Source organism: Hirschia maritima DSM 19733, assembly GCF_000378345.1.
GTDB classification, from domain to species: domain Bacteria; phylum Pseudomonadota; class Alphaproteobacteria; order Caulobacterales; family Hyphomonadaceae; genus Hirschia; species Hirschia maritima.
Map to the genome: position 1 here is coordinate 227,867 of NZ_KB899546.1, position 14,824 is coordinate 242,690.

General features: G+C 44.6%; 18 protein-coding genes. 15 read left to right on the plus strand and 3 right to left on the minus strand.

What is annotated here, in order from left to right; all coding sequences use genetic code 11:
* Window positions 1-110 precede the first annotated feature (110 nt).
* Together F551_RS0109345 and F551_RS0109350 are read left to right on the plus strand one after the other, a co-directional pair.
* Entirely contained in the window at window positions 111-557 is a 447-nt protein-coding gene (locus tag F551_RS0109345) for a hypothetical protein (RefSeq protein ID WP_018997239.1), read from the plus strand.
* Between the two features lie 36 nt (window positions 558-593).
* Window positions 594-1,085, plus strand: coding sequence for a hypothetical protein (locus F551_RS0109350; RefSeq protein WP_018997240.1), 492 nt, complete (start codon window positions 594-596; stop codon window positions 1,083-1,085).
* A 39-nt stretch (window positions 1,086-1,124) separates the two neighbouring features.
* Here F551_RS0109350 and F551_RS0109355 read toward each other — a convergent pair whose 3' ends face one another.
* Window positions 1,125-1,787 (minus strand): tetratricopeptide repeat protein, encoded by a 663-nt coding sequence (locus F551_RS0109355; protein WP_018997241.1) that lies wholly within the window; start codon window positions 1,785-1,787, stop codon window positions 1,125-1,127.
* A 66-nt stretch (window positions 1,788-1,853) separates the two neighbouring features.
* On the opposite strand from F551_RS0109355, the gene F551_RS0109360 reads away from it, so the two are divergent.
* Complete coding sequence (locus F551_RS0109360) at window positions 1,854-2,717, plus strand: Rossmann-fold NAD(P)-binding domain-containing protein (protein ID WP_018997242.1); 864 nt, start codon at window positions 1,854-1,856, stop codon at window positions 2,715-2,717.
* On the opposite strand, the gene F551_RS0109365 is transcribed toward F551_RS0109360, so the two are convergent.
* Window positions 2,690-3,469 carry an alpha/beta hydrolase gene (locus tag F551_RS0109365; protein WP_018997243.1) on the minus strand — a complete coding sequence of 260 codons (780 nt, stop codon included), beginning with the start codon at window positions 3,467-3,469 and terminating at the stop codon, window positions 2,690-2,692. The two genes, F551_RS0109360 and F551_RS0109365, sit on opposite strands and share 28 nt — an antisense overlap.
* 112 nt (window positions 3,470-3,581) lie before the next feature.
* Here F551_RS0109365 and F551_RS0109370 point away from each other — a divergent pair, with 112 nt between their 5' ends.
* From F551_RS0109370 to F551_RS0109400, 7 genes are all read left to right on the plus strand, one after another.
* Entirely contained in the window at window positions 3,582-4,814 is a 1,233-nt protein-coding gene (locus F551_RS0109370) for a glycosyltransferase family 4 protein (protein WP_018997244.1), read from the plus strand.
* A 14-nt stretch (window positions 4,815-4,828) separates the two neighbouring features.
* Window positions 4,829-5,887 carry a glycosyltransferase family 9 protein gene (locus F551_RS0109375; protein ID WP_018997245.1) on the plus strand — a complete coding sequence of 353 codons (1,059 nt, stop codon included), beginning with the start codon at window positions 4,829-4,831 and terminating at the stop codon, window positions 5,885-5,887.
* A gap of 92 nt (window positions 5,888-5,979) precedes the next feature.
* Window positions 5,980-6,519, plus strand: coding sequence for a translation initiation factor IF-3 (gene infC / locus F551_RS0109380; RefSeq protein ID WP_026296755.1), 540 nt, complete (start codon window positions 5,980-5,982; stop codon window positions 6,517-6,519).
* 462 nt (window positions 6,520-6,981) lie between these two features.
* On the plus strand, window positions 6,982-7,587 hold the full coding sequence (locus F551_RS0109385) for a hypothetical protein (RefSeq protein ID WP_018997247.1): 606 nt from the start codon (window positions 6,982-6,984) through the stop codon (window positions 7,585-7,587).
* 218 nt (window positions 7,588-7,805) lie between these two features.
* A complete protein-coding gene (gene rpmI, locus F551_RS0109390; RefSeq protein WP_018997248.1) occupies window positions 7,806-8,006 on the plus strand; it encodes a 50S ribosomal protein L35 in 201 nt (66 codons plus the stop codon).
* A gap of 47 nt (window positions 8,007-8,053) precedes the next feature.
* A complete protein-coding gene (rplT, locus tag F551_RS0109395) occupies window positions 8,054-8,416 on the plus strand; it encodes a 50S ribosomal protein L20 (protein WP_018997249.1) in 363 nt (120 codons plus the stop codon).
* 106 nt (window positions 8,417-8,522) lie between these two features.
* Window positions 8,523-9,119, plus strand: coding sequence for a hypothetical protein (locus F551_RS0109400; protein WP_018997250.1), 597 nt, complete (start codon window positions 8,523-8,525; stop codon window positions 9,117-9,119).
* A gap of 4 nt (window positions 9,120-9,123) precedes the next feature.
* Here the strand turns inward: F551_RS0109400 and F551_RS0109405 are convergent, their stop codons facing one another.
* A complete protein-coding gene (locus F551_RS0109405; protein WP_026296756.1) occupies window positions 9,124-9,804 on the minus strand; it encodes a DUF2161 domain-containing phosphodiesterase in 681 nt (226 codons plus the stop codon).
* A gap of 88 nt (window positions 9,805-9,892) precedes the next feature.
* Between F551_RS0109405 and F551_RS0109410 the strand changes: the two genes are divergently transcribed.
* The 5 genes from F551_RS0109410 to pheT all read left to right on the plus strand — a co-directional run bounded on the left by F551_RS0109410 (window position 9,893) and on the right by pheT (window position 14,649).
* Entirely contained in the window at window positions 9,893-10,213 is a 321-nt protein-coding gene (locus F551_RS0109410; RefSeq protein ID WP_018997252.1) for a hypothetical protein, read from the plus strand.
* Between the two features lie 113 nt (window positions 10,214-10,326).
* Window positions 10,327-11,412, plus strand: coding sequence for a phenylalanine--tRNA ligase subunit alpha (gene pheS / locus F551_RS0109415; protein ID WP_018997253.1), 1,086 nt, complete (start codon window positions 10,327-10,329; stop codon window positions 11,410-11,412).
* A gap of 15 nt (window positions 11,413-11,427) precedes the next feature.
* Window positions 11,428-11,628 carry a hypothetical protein gene (locus F551_RS0109420; protein ID WP_018997254.1) on the plus strand — a complete coding sequence of 67 codons (201 nt, stop codon included), beginning with the start codon at window positions 11,428-11,430 and terminating at the stop codon, window positions 11,626-11,628.
* Entirely contained in the window at window positions 11,625-12,185 is a 561-nt protein-coding gene (locus tag F551_RS0109425; protein ID WP_018997255.1) for a hypothetical protein, read from the plus strand. The genes F551_RS0109420 and F551_RS0109425 overlap by 4 nt, the downstream gene beginning before the upstream one ends.
* 52 nt (window positions 12,186-12,237) lie before the next feature.
* Window positions 12,238-14,649 (plus strand): phenylalanine--tRNA ligase subunit beta, encoded by a 2,412-nt coding sequence (gene pheT, locus F551_RS0109430; protein WP_018997256.1) that lies wholly within the window; start codon window positions 12,238-12,240, stop codon window positions 14,647-14,649.
* Window positions 14,650-14,824 lie beyond the last annotated feature (175 nt).

Genomic DNA, 14,824 nt, shown 5'->3' on the forward strand with positions numbered 1-14,824 from the left:
AAGCGGCTCCCAAAAGAGCCGCTTTTTTTATTGTCTACACTTCTGAAAAACTTGCCATTTTTATTTCCACCTACTAATAAGATTATATAAAAATTGAAGGGGGGAAGAAAATGCTAAAACTTGCAGTCCTTATTGCATCAGCATCCATTGTGCTTTCAAGTTGCGGGACACCAAACACTTCCCAATCTCCAGCACATATGACATTCGCTCCAGAAGCACAAAATGGTGATATTGAAGCGGCGATACAGTCATCATTGCGTTATCTAAAATGGAAAACAATTGAGCAGGGCGAAGGCTACGTCATTGCCAAGGTAGGAAACCTGCAGTGGACCGCTTCTTCTAAAGTACAGAAACGCGACCCAATTACAGCTGCCGCACAAGATAAAATTCGAACAGCAACAGCCAAAATCACATTCGATGACAACAGTTATAGTATTAACTACATATCCTCAAAAGGCATGGATGGTGGCAGCGATAATCATATCTGGAAGCGTTGGGTTAGAAACCTAGACCGAGATATTCGTATAGGTATAGGTCTCCCGCCGATTGCAGATTAAAGCACTAAAGAACCCAAAACAAATTAGGATCATATTATGCAAATCAAACTGTCTCACATGTTTATTGCGTTGACGTCAGTCTCACTTATGGCTTGTTCTTCATCTCCAGATTTAGTTTCAATCCGTACAATTTCTGATTCGCCTGTTGCTGTTGGTTCCACCAAGGAAATTGTAAAAAGAGCAATTCAGACATCTCTACTTTCAAGAAATTGGTCTATCCTGTCTGAAACTGAAGACAGTATAACTGCTTCAATCGTATCCAGAGGCGAAAAAATGGCGAAAATCAAAGTCCATTATAATACTGAAAGTTTCAGTATTGAGCGACTTGAAACCGCTGGATTTGCTTACAATGAAGCAACGAACATGATCGGACCTAGATATAATCGATGGATTGGTAATATCGAGCACGATGTGATGATACGTACAGGTGTTGCTCCAGAGCTAGCAAATGCGCATATTTATCGTGCTCGTGCAGAGACAGAAGCCGCAACAATAAAAGCAAATCAAGAAGCAAAAGTTTCTAAATAACCCGCGTTAGATTTCAGCACTTAGGCTCAAAACTATCATCTAACGATTCAGATGCCCTTCCTTACGAAGGGCATCGCGCACCTCGCCGCGCAGGACAAGAACATCAATATCTTTTGGTGCTAAATGCAAAGCAACTTTCAAATCTTTTTCAGCAAAGTCCAGTTCTTTCAGATTTAGCCGTGACTTGATCCTAATTTTCAACGCGTCCACATCATTGGGGCTTAACGCAAGGGCCTCGGTCGCATCAGAGTCCGCACCTAACCATTTTTTCTGCAGAACACGAGCGCGAGCCCGATCCTTGTACAATTCGGGGTCTGCTGCTGAAAGTCGAATAGCGTTGCCCAATGTCAATTCCGCCGCTTCATAGCGATGGGCCACCAGCCATGCATTTCCAGCCTGAGCAAGATAAACCGCACGCTCTTCAATGCTTCCGCCATCTGTTGCATTTGCTAGATCTTCAAGCCGAATAGCCCCCTCCTGAAAATGCCCTAACTCAATCAAAGACAAAGCCACACAATGACGTGCCTTCGCGCGATTGGTTTCAGCCATCCAAGCCAGACCATCTTCATATGCTTCAGTCGGAGAAGTCTCCAATTTAGCGATACATGCTTCTAGTTTTTCAATTTCTTGGGCCGCAAATTCACTCGAGGAATCCAGCATCATAAAAATAGATACCAGCACTGACTGGACGATAGGGACCATAACGGCTTACTCCTGAGGCGATTACTACGTCGACCTTAAACACGTATTCAAGAAGGTACAAATGACATGAGTGTTAATTCGCTATTGTGTTTTGGATATGGCTATACCGCAAAATACTTGGCGAAACATGTTTCGCTTTCGAAATGTGAAATATTTGGAACTAAACGCACACCCGAAACGAATTATTGCCCTGAAAACAAGTTACTCGGTAAAGATGTCAAACTCCTTAGATGGCCAGACGCTGAAACGCCATTGCCACAGGCGGATGCGATACTCGTTTCGGTTCCACCAACTGAACAAGGATGCCCCGTTTTTGCCGAATTTTCAAAGATCAAAGGCTATTTCGACTCTAAAACGTGGATAGGATTTTTGTCCTCTACTGGTGTTTATGGCGATTTAGGTGGTGGATGGGCTTTTGAAGAGACGCCAATTAAACCGTTAAGCGATGAAGCAAAAAACCGAGCTATTGCGGAAACGCAATGGAAAGAAGTTGGCGCACACATCTTCAGACTACCCGGTATTTATGGACCAGGTCGATCAACCTTTGACCGGATCAGATCAGGCAAATCTCGGCGCATCATCAAAGAAGGTCAGATTTTTTCACGCGCGCATGTAGAAGACATTGCAAACCTTCTAGCTCTTTCAATTGCTAAACCTAATCCGGGTCGAATTTACAATGTTGCTGACGACCAACCTTGCGCACCACAAACACTGATAGAACAAGGCGCTAAATTACTGAAAGTCGCCCCTCCTCCATCAGTCGCGTTCGAGGACGCAAACTTACCAATAAAGGCGCAACGTTTTTATTCCGAGTGCAAGCGTATATCTAATGCGCGCGCAAAATCAGAACTTGGTTGGATACCAAGATATCCAAATTACAAGATAGGTTTAAAAGCTGTACTTCAAGCCGAAACTGAAACATCCAACTGATCCGCTAAGGTCAGTACGGTATGAATGATATGAGCGACATCTTGTGGACGGGACATGCGATGATCACCATCTTTTACTAGATGGAAGCTCACATCCTCCGAAGAAATAATGCCCACTAATCTTTGTGCATATGTCCACGGTACAGCGTCATCCAGCACACCCTGAATAATCCGCACTGGGATGTTGTTCAAATCAATCGGATTGTCAGTAATCTGCAGGCGACGTCCTGCATCTATCAGCGCCTTCGTGATGGGATAATCATCTTCATATTCTGAAGGACGCATCCAAAAACCCTGTGTTTCAATCTGATTTTTAATTTCATCAGAAAAATCGACCCACATCAGCTTTTCAGTAAAGTCCGGTGCCGGTGCAATCAGTACCAAGCCTTTTACTCGCTCGGGCCGCTCCATAGTGGCCAGCAAAGATGTCCATCCACCCATTGAAGACCCAACCAAAATGACGGGCCCATCGATCAACTCATCAATGGCCAATATTGCATCTCGTTTCCAGTCGGCAATAGTTGTGTCTTCGAAGGCAACGTCACTCTCACCATGTCCAGTATAGTCAAAGCGCAAATATGAGCGATCAGCTCCCATGGCTGCCTGATGTAACTCAGTGGCTTTACCGCCCATCATGTCTGAGCGAAGCCCACCACACCACACAATGCCTACCTTACCTGATTTTCCACCCGTCTTTCGATACGCTATCTTGCCCGCAGGTGTTTGATGAAATTCAGTTTTCGTAAAAGACATTGGACGCTCCGCCTATTAATCATATATGGTGGTAGCGAGTGAAGTACGACAAATCGTGCTTTTATCCAATACACGGACGAATCCACCACCAGCTTTGTTGAGACAAAACTTGATGAGTACACAAATGCAAATTGAAGGTGGTCATTCCAAACACGCGCTTGCTTTACCAGATCTATCTGGCAAAGCCATTTTGCAAGTCATACCTGATCTTGCAGCAGGTGGTGCTGAACGGACAACTGTTGAAGTTGCTGAAGCGATTGTGCAGGCGGGTGGACGCGCACTTGTGGCTAGTTCGGGTGGACGATTGGAATCTGAACTAAGGGATGTTGGTGGCGAGCTTTTCCGCAATGAGACACTTCCCTCGAAAAACCCGATCAGAATTTTTCGAAATAATCTGTGGCTCCAAAAACTCATAAAACATCAGGATGTTTCTCTCATCCATGCGAGGTCTCGAGCGCCAGCTTGGAGCGCATATTGGGCAAGCCGTGGAACGCAAAAGCCTTTTGTGACAACATATCATGGTGCTTATAATGCAAATACCGCTATAAAGCGGTGGTATAACTCAGTCATGGCGCGCGGTGATATTGTAATCGCTAACTCCACGTTTATCGCTGAGCACGTCGCCCTAACCTACCCTGATGCTGCCAATAAAATCATCGCCATTCCACGCGGTGTTGATCTTGAGGCATTCCAGGAAAATGCCATCTCTCAAGAACGTCGCGAAGCTATTTATGAGTCGTGGTATGGAGGCATAAAGCCAGACAAACCTGTTTTCCTCCTTCCCGGCCGCCTAACGGGATGGAAAGGACAAAAAATTGCCATTGAAGCCTTTATTCAACTGGCTAATGACAATGAAAAAGATTGGATACTTATTCTAGCTGGAGATGATCAAGGACGGGCCGAATATACATCTGAGCTTAGAACATTAATCAACAACGCCAATTTGACAGACAATATCAAACTCGTGGGTCATTGTTCCGATATTCCCGCAGCAATGATCACATCCAATTTTGTATTAGCCCCCTCTCAAGAACCTGAAGCCTTTGGCAGAGTTGCAGCTGAAGCAGGCGCATTATCAATTCCGACCATAGTTACTGACTTAGGTGGACAAAAAGAAACTGTTATTAACGGACAAACTGGCTTACGAACCAAAGTTGGTGATGTGGCTGCACTTAGCCGAGCCATTCGTCAGCTACTGCACATGTCACTTGAAGAACGCCAAGAAATGGGAAAAAAGGCTGCATCACATGTAAGCTCAAATTTCTCGAAAGCGAACTTACAACAAGCGACATTGAGCGTTTACGCGAATGTTTTTCAATCCCAACTAGATGATGCACAGGTATAGGATCACGAAAGACGATGGACACAGCATTCGAATTCGTACCTCCCAAAAATCCAGGGGATAAACTTCGCAAGGTATTGGTTATCCAATATGGTCCTATGCGAACTTTTCTGGAAGGAATTGCCGCGAGTGCTTTTGTTCGCCGCACACATCGCTCTGCGCATATCACCCTTCTAACAGAACCAAGGTTTTCCGAGTTTGGGAAGGCGTGCCCCTATTTCAATGAAATTGAGACCTTGGATTCGCATACCCAATCATTTGTTCAAAAAAAACTCAAATCTGCAAAATACCAAATGGTGTATGACTTTCAAAATGACTCTGAAAGTCAGGCTTTTGCAAAAACACTAAATATCAAATTCCAGTCTAGTTCTGCCACTGGTATATCGCACCCGTATCAACCGTTTGAAACAAACCAACATTATACCCGGCACATGGCTGATCAGCTTTTTAGCGCTGGAATATCAGCAATTGATGGCGGAACATTAGAAAGATGGGCAGATGCGCAGCGCCCTACTCCCGATTTTAGCTGGATACGCGCCGCATTTCGAGACTCCCCAAGATTAAAACCTGCATTTTTCAACCTGCATGACAGATATGCCCTAATTATTCCTGGCGGCCCTTTAGATGAATCTGAAATCGGTTGGAATGTTCAGCACTTTGGTGAACTGGCTTGCAAAATTTCTGAAGCGGGTATCATTCCCGCAATTATAGGAAATCCAACACAAGGCACGACTGCTCAAAAGATCAATGCTATTTGCGAAAAAGCTATCAATCTAATTTCCAGAGCAGATTTCTTTCAAATGATAGCACTTGCTCAAAATGCGACATTTTTTGTTGGCGGTGAAACTGGCCCGACATATCTTGCAGCATCTACTAATCTGCCAGGCGTTTCCATATTCAGACAAGGGTGGACAGAAGAATACGCTGACGCCACACACAGCATTTGGAACCCAGATACTCGACTTGGGCAATTAGCCCCCAAAGGTGGTAATATCGTCACCAACACATCAGAAAATATCGACAATCTGACCCCCGATGATATCTGGCGCTCCATTTTAGCCTTAAATGTGCTATAGAATGAGCAGATATTACAATTTACTATCTTGAATCTGATGCAAGAATAGGCCAATTGATATCTCTCTATTTTGGCAACCACAGGAGATTAGCCATAGCACGTCGTCCACAAGCAGCTGCGCCTGCAAAGAAAACCGGCCCAAACGTCAACCAAGACATTACAGCATCTAAAGTTCTTCTCATTGATGAAAATGGAGAAAAGCAGGGTGAAATGCCGATTGGTTCTGCTTTAGATGCAGCACGGGAAGCTGGCTTGGACCTCGTAGAAGTCTCCGGCGGTTCTCAGCCAACCGTTGTTAAGATTCTTGATTATGGAAAGCTACGTTTTGAAGAGCAAAAGAAACGTGCTGCTGCCAAGAAGAAACAAAAAGCTGCTGACCTAAAAGAAATCAAAATGCGTCCAAACATCGATACGCATGATTATGAAGTGAAGAAAAAAGCCATGACACGCTTCTTTGAAGCTGGTGACAAGGTGAAAGTTACACTTCGGTTTCGTGGTCGTGAGATGGCGCACCAACAACTTGGTATGGAGCTTCTCCAACGCGTGAAAGAAGATTTCGCCGAAACATCAAAAGTTGAAGCTGAGCCTAAACTTGAAGGCCGTCAGATGACTATGGTTTTATCTCCAAGATAGATTGGTCTTTTTCAATAAATTAAATTCTAAAGGCTTCTGAGTTTTCAGAAGCCTTTTTTCATGTGTCGCGCAATATTGATTTGATACACTCATCAAAATACTGATCAGCATTGTTCCATTTTCTAACTGAACTTCGTGTCAGATTTTTCTAAAATTCCCCCAGATCAGCCCAAAGCCATGCCTACAAAAAGATTTTATTGATCAATTTTCAAAATTTTAAAACATCTATATTTTACATTTTGATAATTAAAACTTGTCATAAAACTAGAAAAATAGCCGTTATGTATCAAACCGATACAAAAGGTTAACGAACTGTAAATATTTTTGTTCAAATGGAATTTTCTGCTGGATCGCTTCTTGCAACACTGCTATGCAAATACGTAACAACGCATTTTCGCAGACCTGCCCCTCACATTTTGCAACTGTCGAAAATACAAAAGAAGACCTCGGGGAACGCTTAATATGTTGAAAAACATAAAAACACTTGCAGTATCAGCTATCGCTTCAGGAATTGCAGCATTTAGCCTATCAACACAGACAGCCACGGCGAATGATGTTCAGGACTTTCTGTCTGAGTTCAATTTTGAAACGGGCAGAGTGTTGATCATTGCTCCAGAGGGAGTGCGCCCTTCTGCAGATTGGTCAATTCGCTTCAGCGCTGATTTTGGATCTCGTAAAGCTAAATCATCTCCGATCGTGATCGATTACTCGCAAGCAAACCAATCATCTCAAAGCCTTCCAGCGAATGTATCGAATGAAAATGCATATATGCTTACTGTGCAATCAGATACATCTGAAGCTAATCAGACACGAACTGACTTTGTAGGCCTTTCTAAAATGGATGGCGCAGACAAACTAAACATCAACATGCAGCTTGGAGCTAGCTTCAAGATTGCAGACGACAAACAAGCAAACGTTTGTGCAGAGCAAAAAGTGCCAACACCTGTAGATGTATGGATCAAACCAACTGAAACTGCAGATTGGCAGCGCATTTCAGACATGGAAAACCTATGGAAATTTGGTTTCTTCCTTCGTTCAGCAATCAACTCTGCTTGTCCAACGATTTAAACGGACATCAATATCAGAATATAGGGGCGGTTCTCTTTAGGGATCGCCCCTTTTTATGGATGAAGCGCACGACTCTTTTCGAATCTCTATTGATTCTTTTTGCAGTCCGCGTATAAGTCCGCCTTTCGTGTACTAGCTGGGCCAATAGGCATGCCTTGTTAGTCAGAACATCAAGTCCCGTTGGTCTTCGGATCAACATCGACATTTAGGAGATGAAAATGCCAAAAATGAAAACTAAAAGCGGTGTAAAAAAGCGCTTTAAATTGACTGCAACAGGTAAGGTAAAATCAGGCCAGGCAAACAAGCGCCACGGCATGATCAAACGTACACCTAAGCAAATCCGTCAACAACGCGGAACAACTGTTATGGCTGATAACGAAGCACGTAAAGTGAAGGCATTCCTTCCATACGGCCTCTAAGCCTTATTGCATCAATTATAATTACACCGAATTTTTAGGAGAAGCCCATGGCACGCGCACGCGGTAAAGTCCCAGCACATGCTCGCCACAAAAAAGTAATCAAAGCTGCAAAAGGTTATTACGGTCGCCGTAAGAACACTTTCCGTACAGCTCAGTCTGCCGTAATGAAGGCAGGTCAATACGCTTATGTAGGTCGTAAAGTTAAGAAGCGCGCATACCGCTCACTTTGGATCCAGCGTATTAACGCTGCTGTTCGCGCAATTGACCCGAACACAAACTACTCAACTTTTATCAACGGCACGACTAAAGCCGGCATTGAAATTGACCGTAAAGTTCTTTCAGACCTTGCGATTAAAGAACCAGCAGCATTCAAAGCTGTGTTCGACAAAGCGATGGCTGCACTAGCTTAGTAAGCTAAGACACATTGAAGAATTCTAAGAACGCGCTAAGTCTTATGATTGGCGCGTTTTTTGCTTGTTGCACCTGTAAATACTTTGATATTTTGAGGGGTTGCAGATGAAAACGCATTCAAAAAACACTGAAGAAGCGATTTTTCTCAGCAAGTTCATATCTATCCCCATTCTATTTTTTGCGGCACTGCAGTTTCTCTATTCAAGCATTAACAACCAGTCACCTATTTCACCAATCGACCAAAGCACTTTATTCTATCTGCTACCAATCATAGCTCTACCAGTAGTTTGGAGCACTGTGAGTATAGCGGTATCTTCACCAGATCACTTTTCGTACAGCAAAGCAGCGTCATCAGTATTTTCCAAAATACTGCAATATCTCCACAAAGTATTGAATCTCGTTAGTAGAATTGCTCTCTACACAATATTACCAACTTTAATTGTATTCTCTTTTACAAGTTTCGAAACCTCACATGTATCGATATCTCCGATGTGGAAACTATTACATGTCTTGCTGGCCCTACCAATTATAGCAACACAGCTACTCAAGAAACGTCACGAAATTCACACCCGCTCTCCCTCCGGCGATCTTTCCAAATTTCTAATAGGAGCTGTTGTCGGGAATATCGTGTTATCAGTTTTCACGATCATATTAGGTTATTTGGCATTCCTCTTCATTCTTGCCAACCTTTCTGTTTTCTAGAAAACTAACAGTCATACTCCTTCACCCCCTCAACACCCTTAGGTGTGATTGCATATATCCCCTTCTCGACCCGTTCAAACCACCCATAATGATCATCTGCCATTAAGCGGGTGGCTTTTTCCACGCCTGTTGCTTTGGCAACGACTGCGCCTTTACTTGGGCCTTCAGCGTGTAAATAGTTTGCGCACAACAATGCATCTTGGCGATAAGCTGTCACAAGCCCCACTCGCGTCTGCCCGCCCTTATTGGGGTCTCCCACGCGGCGCGCAAACTCTTTAAGCAATCTGCCCTGCCTCACCTTAGATTTGCGAGGTTTATAAGGCGCAGGATCGCAATGCACTTCTACGAGTTCATCTTTTAGACGCACTGTGATCAAACCGAACCCAAGCCGGCGACATAAAGACAAATGCCCTTTCATTGCCGTTTGAAACGTCTTGCCAGTACCTCGGGGGATCACAAGATAAACATCATCACTGATTGCTTGGCGGGCCACCCCTTGGTGCAATAAGGCGAGCGTAAAACTCAATTTCAATTCAATCAGGACAGGCGGCTCATCTCCGCGCACAGCCACAGCATCCACTGCTCCAATCTCAGCCTTCACTTCATACCCTTGCCCTTCAAGAAAGGATTTGACGGGCTGATATAGGTCAGTCTCTTTTGGCTTTTTAGCTATTTTTTGTCCCATAAAAAGTACCCGAGTAAATTTATGATCTTTTAACTCATTTGAACTGACCAAATTACCATGCATTATGAACAAATTTCAAAGGCACAATATGACTAAATTCAAACAAACTTCTGGGTATATTAAAGAAGAAAATCTGAATATCCTACTTGATAGACTTGCCTTGTATGCTGGTGAGGAATTGGATGAAGGCTTACGTGTTTATTTTATCAGCGAAATAAAAAAATCAAACACCGATCAGACGCCACCTCAATATGCTGAACACACGTTTGAGGGTCACACTCCAATCAAAGCTCGCATCGGAGAAGAATTTGGGTGTTGTCTATATTCCGTCATTTTAGAAGTACCAGAGGCCATCTATACAGAAATGGATTTTTTCTTAGAAATCCTTTTTGATTATAAACTAACTTAACATAGCTTTATTACCGCTCTCACTTCACTTTACCTCAACAATCCGCTAATCCACTCGGAACACTTTTTGTGCGATTTTTCGCGCACCTAATCCGACTATGAGGTTCTTCGCCGATGACGGCCACGCTCGACAATCTCGACGCTATTGAAACTGAAATTTCAACAGCCATTACCGCCACTACCAATGAAGCTGCGCTAGAGGATTTACGCGTTGCCGAGCTTGGTAAAAAAGGCCGCGTATCTTTGATGATGCGCGAACTTGGTAAGATGTCTCCCGAGGAGAAAAAAGTCGCTGGTCCCGCGCTAAACGGCCTGAAAAACCGCTTAAATGATGCCATCGCTGTTCGCAAAGAAGTGCTTGAGACAGAAGCGCTAAATGCACAGTTGGCCAATGAAACACAAGACTTGTCTCTGCCACCTCGTCCAGAGCCAACAGGTGCACTTCACCCTGTCATGCAAGTGTTTGAAGAAGTTGCATCCATCTTTGGAGATATGGGTTTTGCTGTCGCAGAAGGTCCAGACATTGAAGACGACTTTCATAATTTCACAGCGCTGAACTTCCCTGAAGGTCACCCTGCACGTGAAGACCACGACACATTCTTCATGGCACCGGATGCAGATGGGAACCGCAAAGTATTACGTACACACACATCACCTGTGCAAATCCGCACAATGATGAGCCAAAAACCACCTATCCGCGTGATCATTCCTGGACGCGTTTACAGAAAAGACTGGGATGCAACCCACACGCCCATGTTCCACCAAGTGGAGGGTCTTGTAATCGACAAGACAACACATATGGGTCATCTAAAGCAGTGTTTAACTGATTTCTTGGCTGCTTTCTTTGAAGTGGATAATGCTGAAACGCGTTTCCGTCCGCACTTCTTCCCATTCACTGAGCCATCTGCAGAAATGGATGTGCGTTGTGATCGTTCAGGCGACACAATCAAAGTTGGGCAAGGGACAAGCTGGCTTGAAATTCTCGGCTCCGGCATGGTGCACCCAAATGTGCTACGAAATTGCGGCCTCGATCCTGACGAATATCAAGGCTTTGCCTTCGGAATGGGTGTCGACCGCTTGGCTATGCTTAAATACGGCATGCCAGACTTACGTCCATATTTTGAAGCAGATGCAGACTGGATCTCAAATTATGGGTTTAAACCTTGGTTGTTGCCAACACTAACGGGTGGTTTGAGCTAAGCAGGGAGAATTGGCATGGCTAAAACAATCAGCTTCATTTTCTTTGCTCTTGGCTTTGTCTTGCTTCCATTTAGTTTTATCCAAATTGATGAAGCAGGAAATATCCATTTCATTGTATTCACGTTGAACGATTTTGGTTTAGCCATTGCACTAATTGCAATCGGATACATTCTTAAAACTCAAGGCAAGCAAGCGGAAAACGAGCCGGAAAAATGAGTACAGAAACATTTTCTTGGTTAGAAGGTATCATCGCGGCTGGTGCGTTAGTTACGTCCGCGGCTGCGGTTTATATTGCGTGGGATCAAGCTGAAACCATGCGTGTGGAACAACATGCTTCCGTATTTCCAGCAATTCAAATTGATCCATATAACACTCATGAAAATGGCTCTGGCCTTCAACTTGGCTGGAGTGTTGAAAACGCTGGCGTTGGCCCAGCCTTCATACGTTCCGCACGCCTTTATGACGCAGATACAGCACTCACAGGATATGAAGAGTTAAACTCAATTTTGCCAACTGGTGCTGATATCCAATTTAAGCAATTGACGGGTCGTGTTATTGCTCCTGGAATATCGAAAGATGCACTCACTCTATCGTGGCGATCACTTGTCATCCCACGCGAAACTGTTGATCGCGCATACTCCAGCACCGCCGATTGGACATTAGAAATTTGTTATTGCTCCACTTATGACCATTGCTGGACTTCAACTTCCAATCAACGCACACATGCAAAACGCGTTGAATCTTGTACAACATATGATGACGGGCTGTTTTAAATCCGATATTTAAACGCTCAGAAAATACCTCTACCTAGAAAAGACGAAACCGATGAAATTCTCAGTCTCCTGGCTAAAAGACTATCTTAAAACAGACGCAGATCTGAATGGCATCATCGATGCTATGATCCTCGCTGGTCTTGAAGTTGAAGAAGTTGAAAACCCTGCTGAGAAACTCAAAGAATTTACGGCAGCAAAAGTTGTTAAAGCAGAGCAACACCCTGACGCAGACAAATTGCGCGTATGTACGGTAGAAACCAAAGACGGCACAAAACAAATCGTATGTGGAGCGCCCAATGCTCGCACGGGTATGACCGCCGTTTATGCGCCTCTTGGTACTTACATTCCAGGTCTAGATTTCTCTTTGGATAAAAAACCTCGCAAACTACGCGGCGTGGAAAGTTCAGGCATGATGTGTTCAGCAACAGAGCTAGAGGTAGGCTCTGAAAGCGATGGCATTATGGAACTTTCAGATGATGTAGAAGTGGGCGACCCAATCGCAGATGTGCTCGGTCTAAATGATGCTGTGATCGACTTTGAAGTGACACCAAACCGCCCTGATTGGTTGGGTGTAACTGGTATCGCGCGCGATCTTGCTGCGGCTGGTTTAGGTGAAGTGAATATTCCGGACGTCGCTGAGATTAAAGGTACATTCCCCTGCCCAATTGAAGTCACATCAGACGACACTGAAGCATGCCCTGTATTCATGGGCCGCCTGATCAAAGGCGTAAAAAACGGGCCTTCACCAGATTGGATGCAAGCCCGTCTAAAGGCTATCGGTATCAACCCGAAAAACATGCTCGTGGATGTCACCAATTACGTATCCTTCGACCGTTGCCGTCCGTTGCACGCATATGATGCTGACAAAATCCAAGGCAATGTCACAGCCCGTCGAGCAAAAGCTGGTGAAAAGCTCGATGCACTTGATGACAACACATATGAGCTGAATGAAGACATGTGTGTAATCGCCGATGAAAGCGGCCCAGTTGGTATTGGTGGTATCATGGGCGGCGCAGGAACTGCTTCCTCTGAAGAGACAGTCAACATCTTCCTCGAAGCAGCTATTTTCGACACCCTTCGTACAGCACGCACCGGTCGTGCAACTGGTATCGTATCAGATGCGCGCTACCGTAATGAGCGCGGCATAGACCCTGCCTCATGCCGTGAAGGTCTCGACCTTGCTACACAGCTTATTCTTGAGACATGCGGAGGCGAGGCATCAGACATTGTCGTCGGTGGTTCTGAACCAGTTGCTCAAGACGCGGTTGAATTCAAACCAGTCGATATGAAACGCTTAACTGGTGTGGATATGACGGCTAAACGCATGAAAGAAATCCTCGAAACGCTTGGATTTGGCGTAGATGCCAAAGCAAAGCTTGACGATGAGATCTGGAAAATCAACGTACCAAGCTATCGCCGCGATGTATTTCAATCAGCTGATATTGTTGAAGAATTGATCCGGATTGAAGGCTTTGATGCGCTACCAGCTGACAGCCTTCCACGCGAAGCAGGAGCTGCGAAACAAGTTACAACACCACTTCAAAACCGTGTTCGTACAGCGCGCCGCGTTTTAGCAGCACGTGGTTTCCTAGAAGGTGTTAGCTGGAGCTTTATGGATCGCGCGACTGCTACCTCTTTTGGTGGAGGTGACAATGACGCGCTTGTAGTAGACAACCCTATTGCAAACGATCTCAATTACATGCGTCCAACTGCATTGGCAAACCTAGCCCAAGCGGCGCAACGCAATGTAGATCACGGCGCTGAAGAAGTAAGATTGTTTGAAGTTGGACCTATATATCTTGGCGATGGACCAAAAGATCAACGCACAGCAGTAACTTCTCTGGTGAAGCCGCGCCCATCACGTCACTGGGCAGGAACAAGCGAAGCATATGATGCATTTGCTGCAAAGGCCGATCTATTTGCTGTATTAACCGCATTAGACCAACCTGGAGAACGATTCCAAATAGGCGAACCAGTAGGTGATCATTGGCACCCCGGCCGCGCAGCAAGTTTGCGCCTTGGGCCTAAAAATGTGGTTGGAACTTTTGGTCAACTTCACCCAGCTGTGCTGAAAAAACTTGACGTCGAAGGCCCAATGGTTGGATTTGAAATTTATCTTGAATCCTTGCCTCAGGTTAAATCTAAGGGCGGCAAAACAAAGCAACGTCTTGAAAAGGCTGACCTAACGCCTATTCGTCGCGATTTTGCATTCCTGGCAGACAGCAGTGTCCAAGCTGGAGAAATCGCAAAAGCAGCAGGTAATGCAGATAAAAAACTCATAACTGCAAGCAGGGTATTTGATGTCTATGAAGGCGAAGGCATGCCTGAAGGGAAGAAGTCTGTTGCGATTGAAGTGACGCTTCAACCACGTGAAACACAATTGAAAGATGCCGACATTGAGAAGGTTTCGAAAGCTATTGTTGCCGCTGTCGCAAAATCAACAAAAGCTGAACTTCGTGGCTAATTAGTCAGGTCTTCCTCATAAATCTTTCACTATAATAACGCATACTGAGCGCACGATTTTTTGTAGCTTTGTTAGAAAAAACACAAATAGTGCAGACAAAAATTTGCATTACTAACAAAGCTCTGATTATCGTGTCTTTGGTGTTGGGGAATTTTGTAGATTATAGAATGCCAAT

Excerpts from the sequence above, each read along its gene's own strand:
- F551_RS0109345 (WP_018997239.1), top strand. The coding sequence starts at position 111 with ATGCTAAAACTTGCAGTCCTTATTGCATCAGCATCCATTGTGCTTTCA.
- F551_RS0109350 (WP_018997240.1), top strand. The coding sequence starts at position 594 with ATGCAAATCAAACTGTCTCACATGTTTATTGCGTTGACGTCAGTCTCA.
- F551_RS0109355 (WP_018997241.1), bottom strand. The coding sequence starts at position 1,787 with ATGGTCCCTATCGTCCAGTCAGTGCTGGTATCTATTTTTATGATGCTG.
- F551_RS0109360 (WP_018997242.1), top strand. The coding sequence starts at position 1,854 with ATGAGTGTTAATTCGCTATTGTGTTTTGGATATGGCTATACCGCAAAA.
- F551_RS0109365 (WP_018997243.1), bottom strand. The coding sequence starts at position 3,469 with ATGTCTTTTACGAAAACTGAATTTCATCAAACACCTGCGGGCAAGATA.
- F551_RS0109370 (WP_018997244.1), top strand. The coding sequence starts at position 3,582 with ATGAGTACACAAATGCAAATTGAAGGTGGTCATTCCAAACACGCGCTT.
- F551_RS0109375 (WP_018997245.1), top strand. The coding sequence starts at position 4,829 with ATGGACACAGCATTCGAATTCGTACCTCCCAAAAATCCAGGGGATAAA.
- F551_RS0109385 (WP_018997247.1), top strand. The coding sequence starts at position 6,982 with ATGTTGAAAAACATAAAAACACTTGCAGTATCAGCTATCGCTTCAGGA.
- rpmI (WP_018997248.1), top strand. The coding sequence starts at position 7,806 with ATGCCAAAAATGAAAACTAAAAGCGGTGTAAAAAAGCGCTTTAAATTG.
- rplT (WP_018997249.1), top strand. The coding sequence starts at position 8,054 with ATGGCACGCGCACGCGGTAAAGTCCCAGCACATGCTCGCCACAAAAAA.
- F551_RS0109400 (WP_018997250.1), top strand. The coding sequence starts at position 8,523 with ATGAAAACGCATTCAAAAAACACTGAAGAAGCGATTTTTCTCAGCAAG.
- F551_RS0109405 (WP_026296756.1), bottom strand. The coding sequence starts at position 9,804 with ATGGGACAAAAAATAGCTAAAAAGCCAAAAGAGACTGACCTATATCAG.
- F551_RS0109410 (WP_018997252.1), top strand. The coding sequence starts at position 9,893 with ATGACTAAATTCAAACAAACTTCTGGGTATATTAAAGAAGAAAATCTG.
- pheS (WP_018997253.1), top strand. The coding sequence starts at position 10,327 with ATGACGGCCACGCTCGACAATCTCGACGCTATTGAAACTGAAATTTCA.
- F551_RS0109420 (WP_018997254.1), top strand. The coding sequence starts at position 11,428 with ATGGCTAAAACAATCAGCTTCATTTTCTTTGCTCTTGGCTTTGTCTTG.
- F551_RS0109425 (WP_018997255.1), top strand. The coding sequence starts at position 11,625 with ATGAGTACAGAAACATTTTCTTGGTTAGAAGGTATCATCGCGGCTGGT.
- pheT (WP_018997256.1), top strand. The coding sequence starts at position 12,238 with ATGAAATTCTCAGTCTCCTGGCTAAAAGACTATCTTAAAACAGACGCA.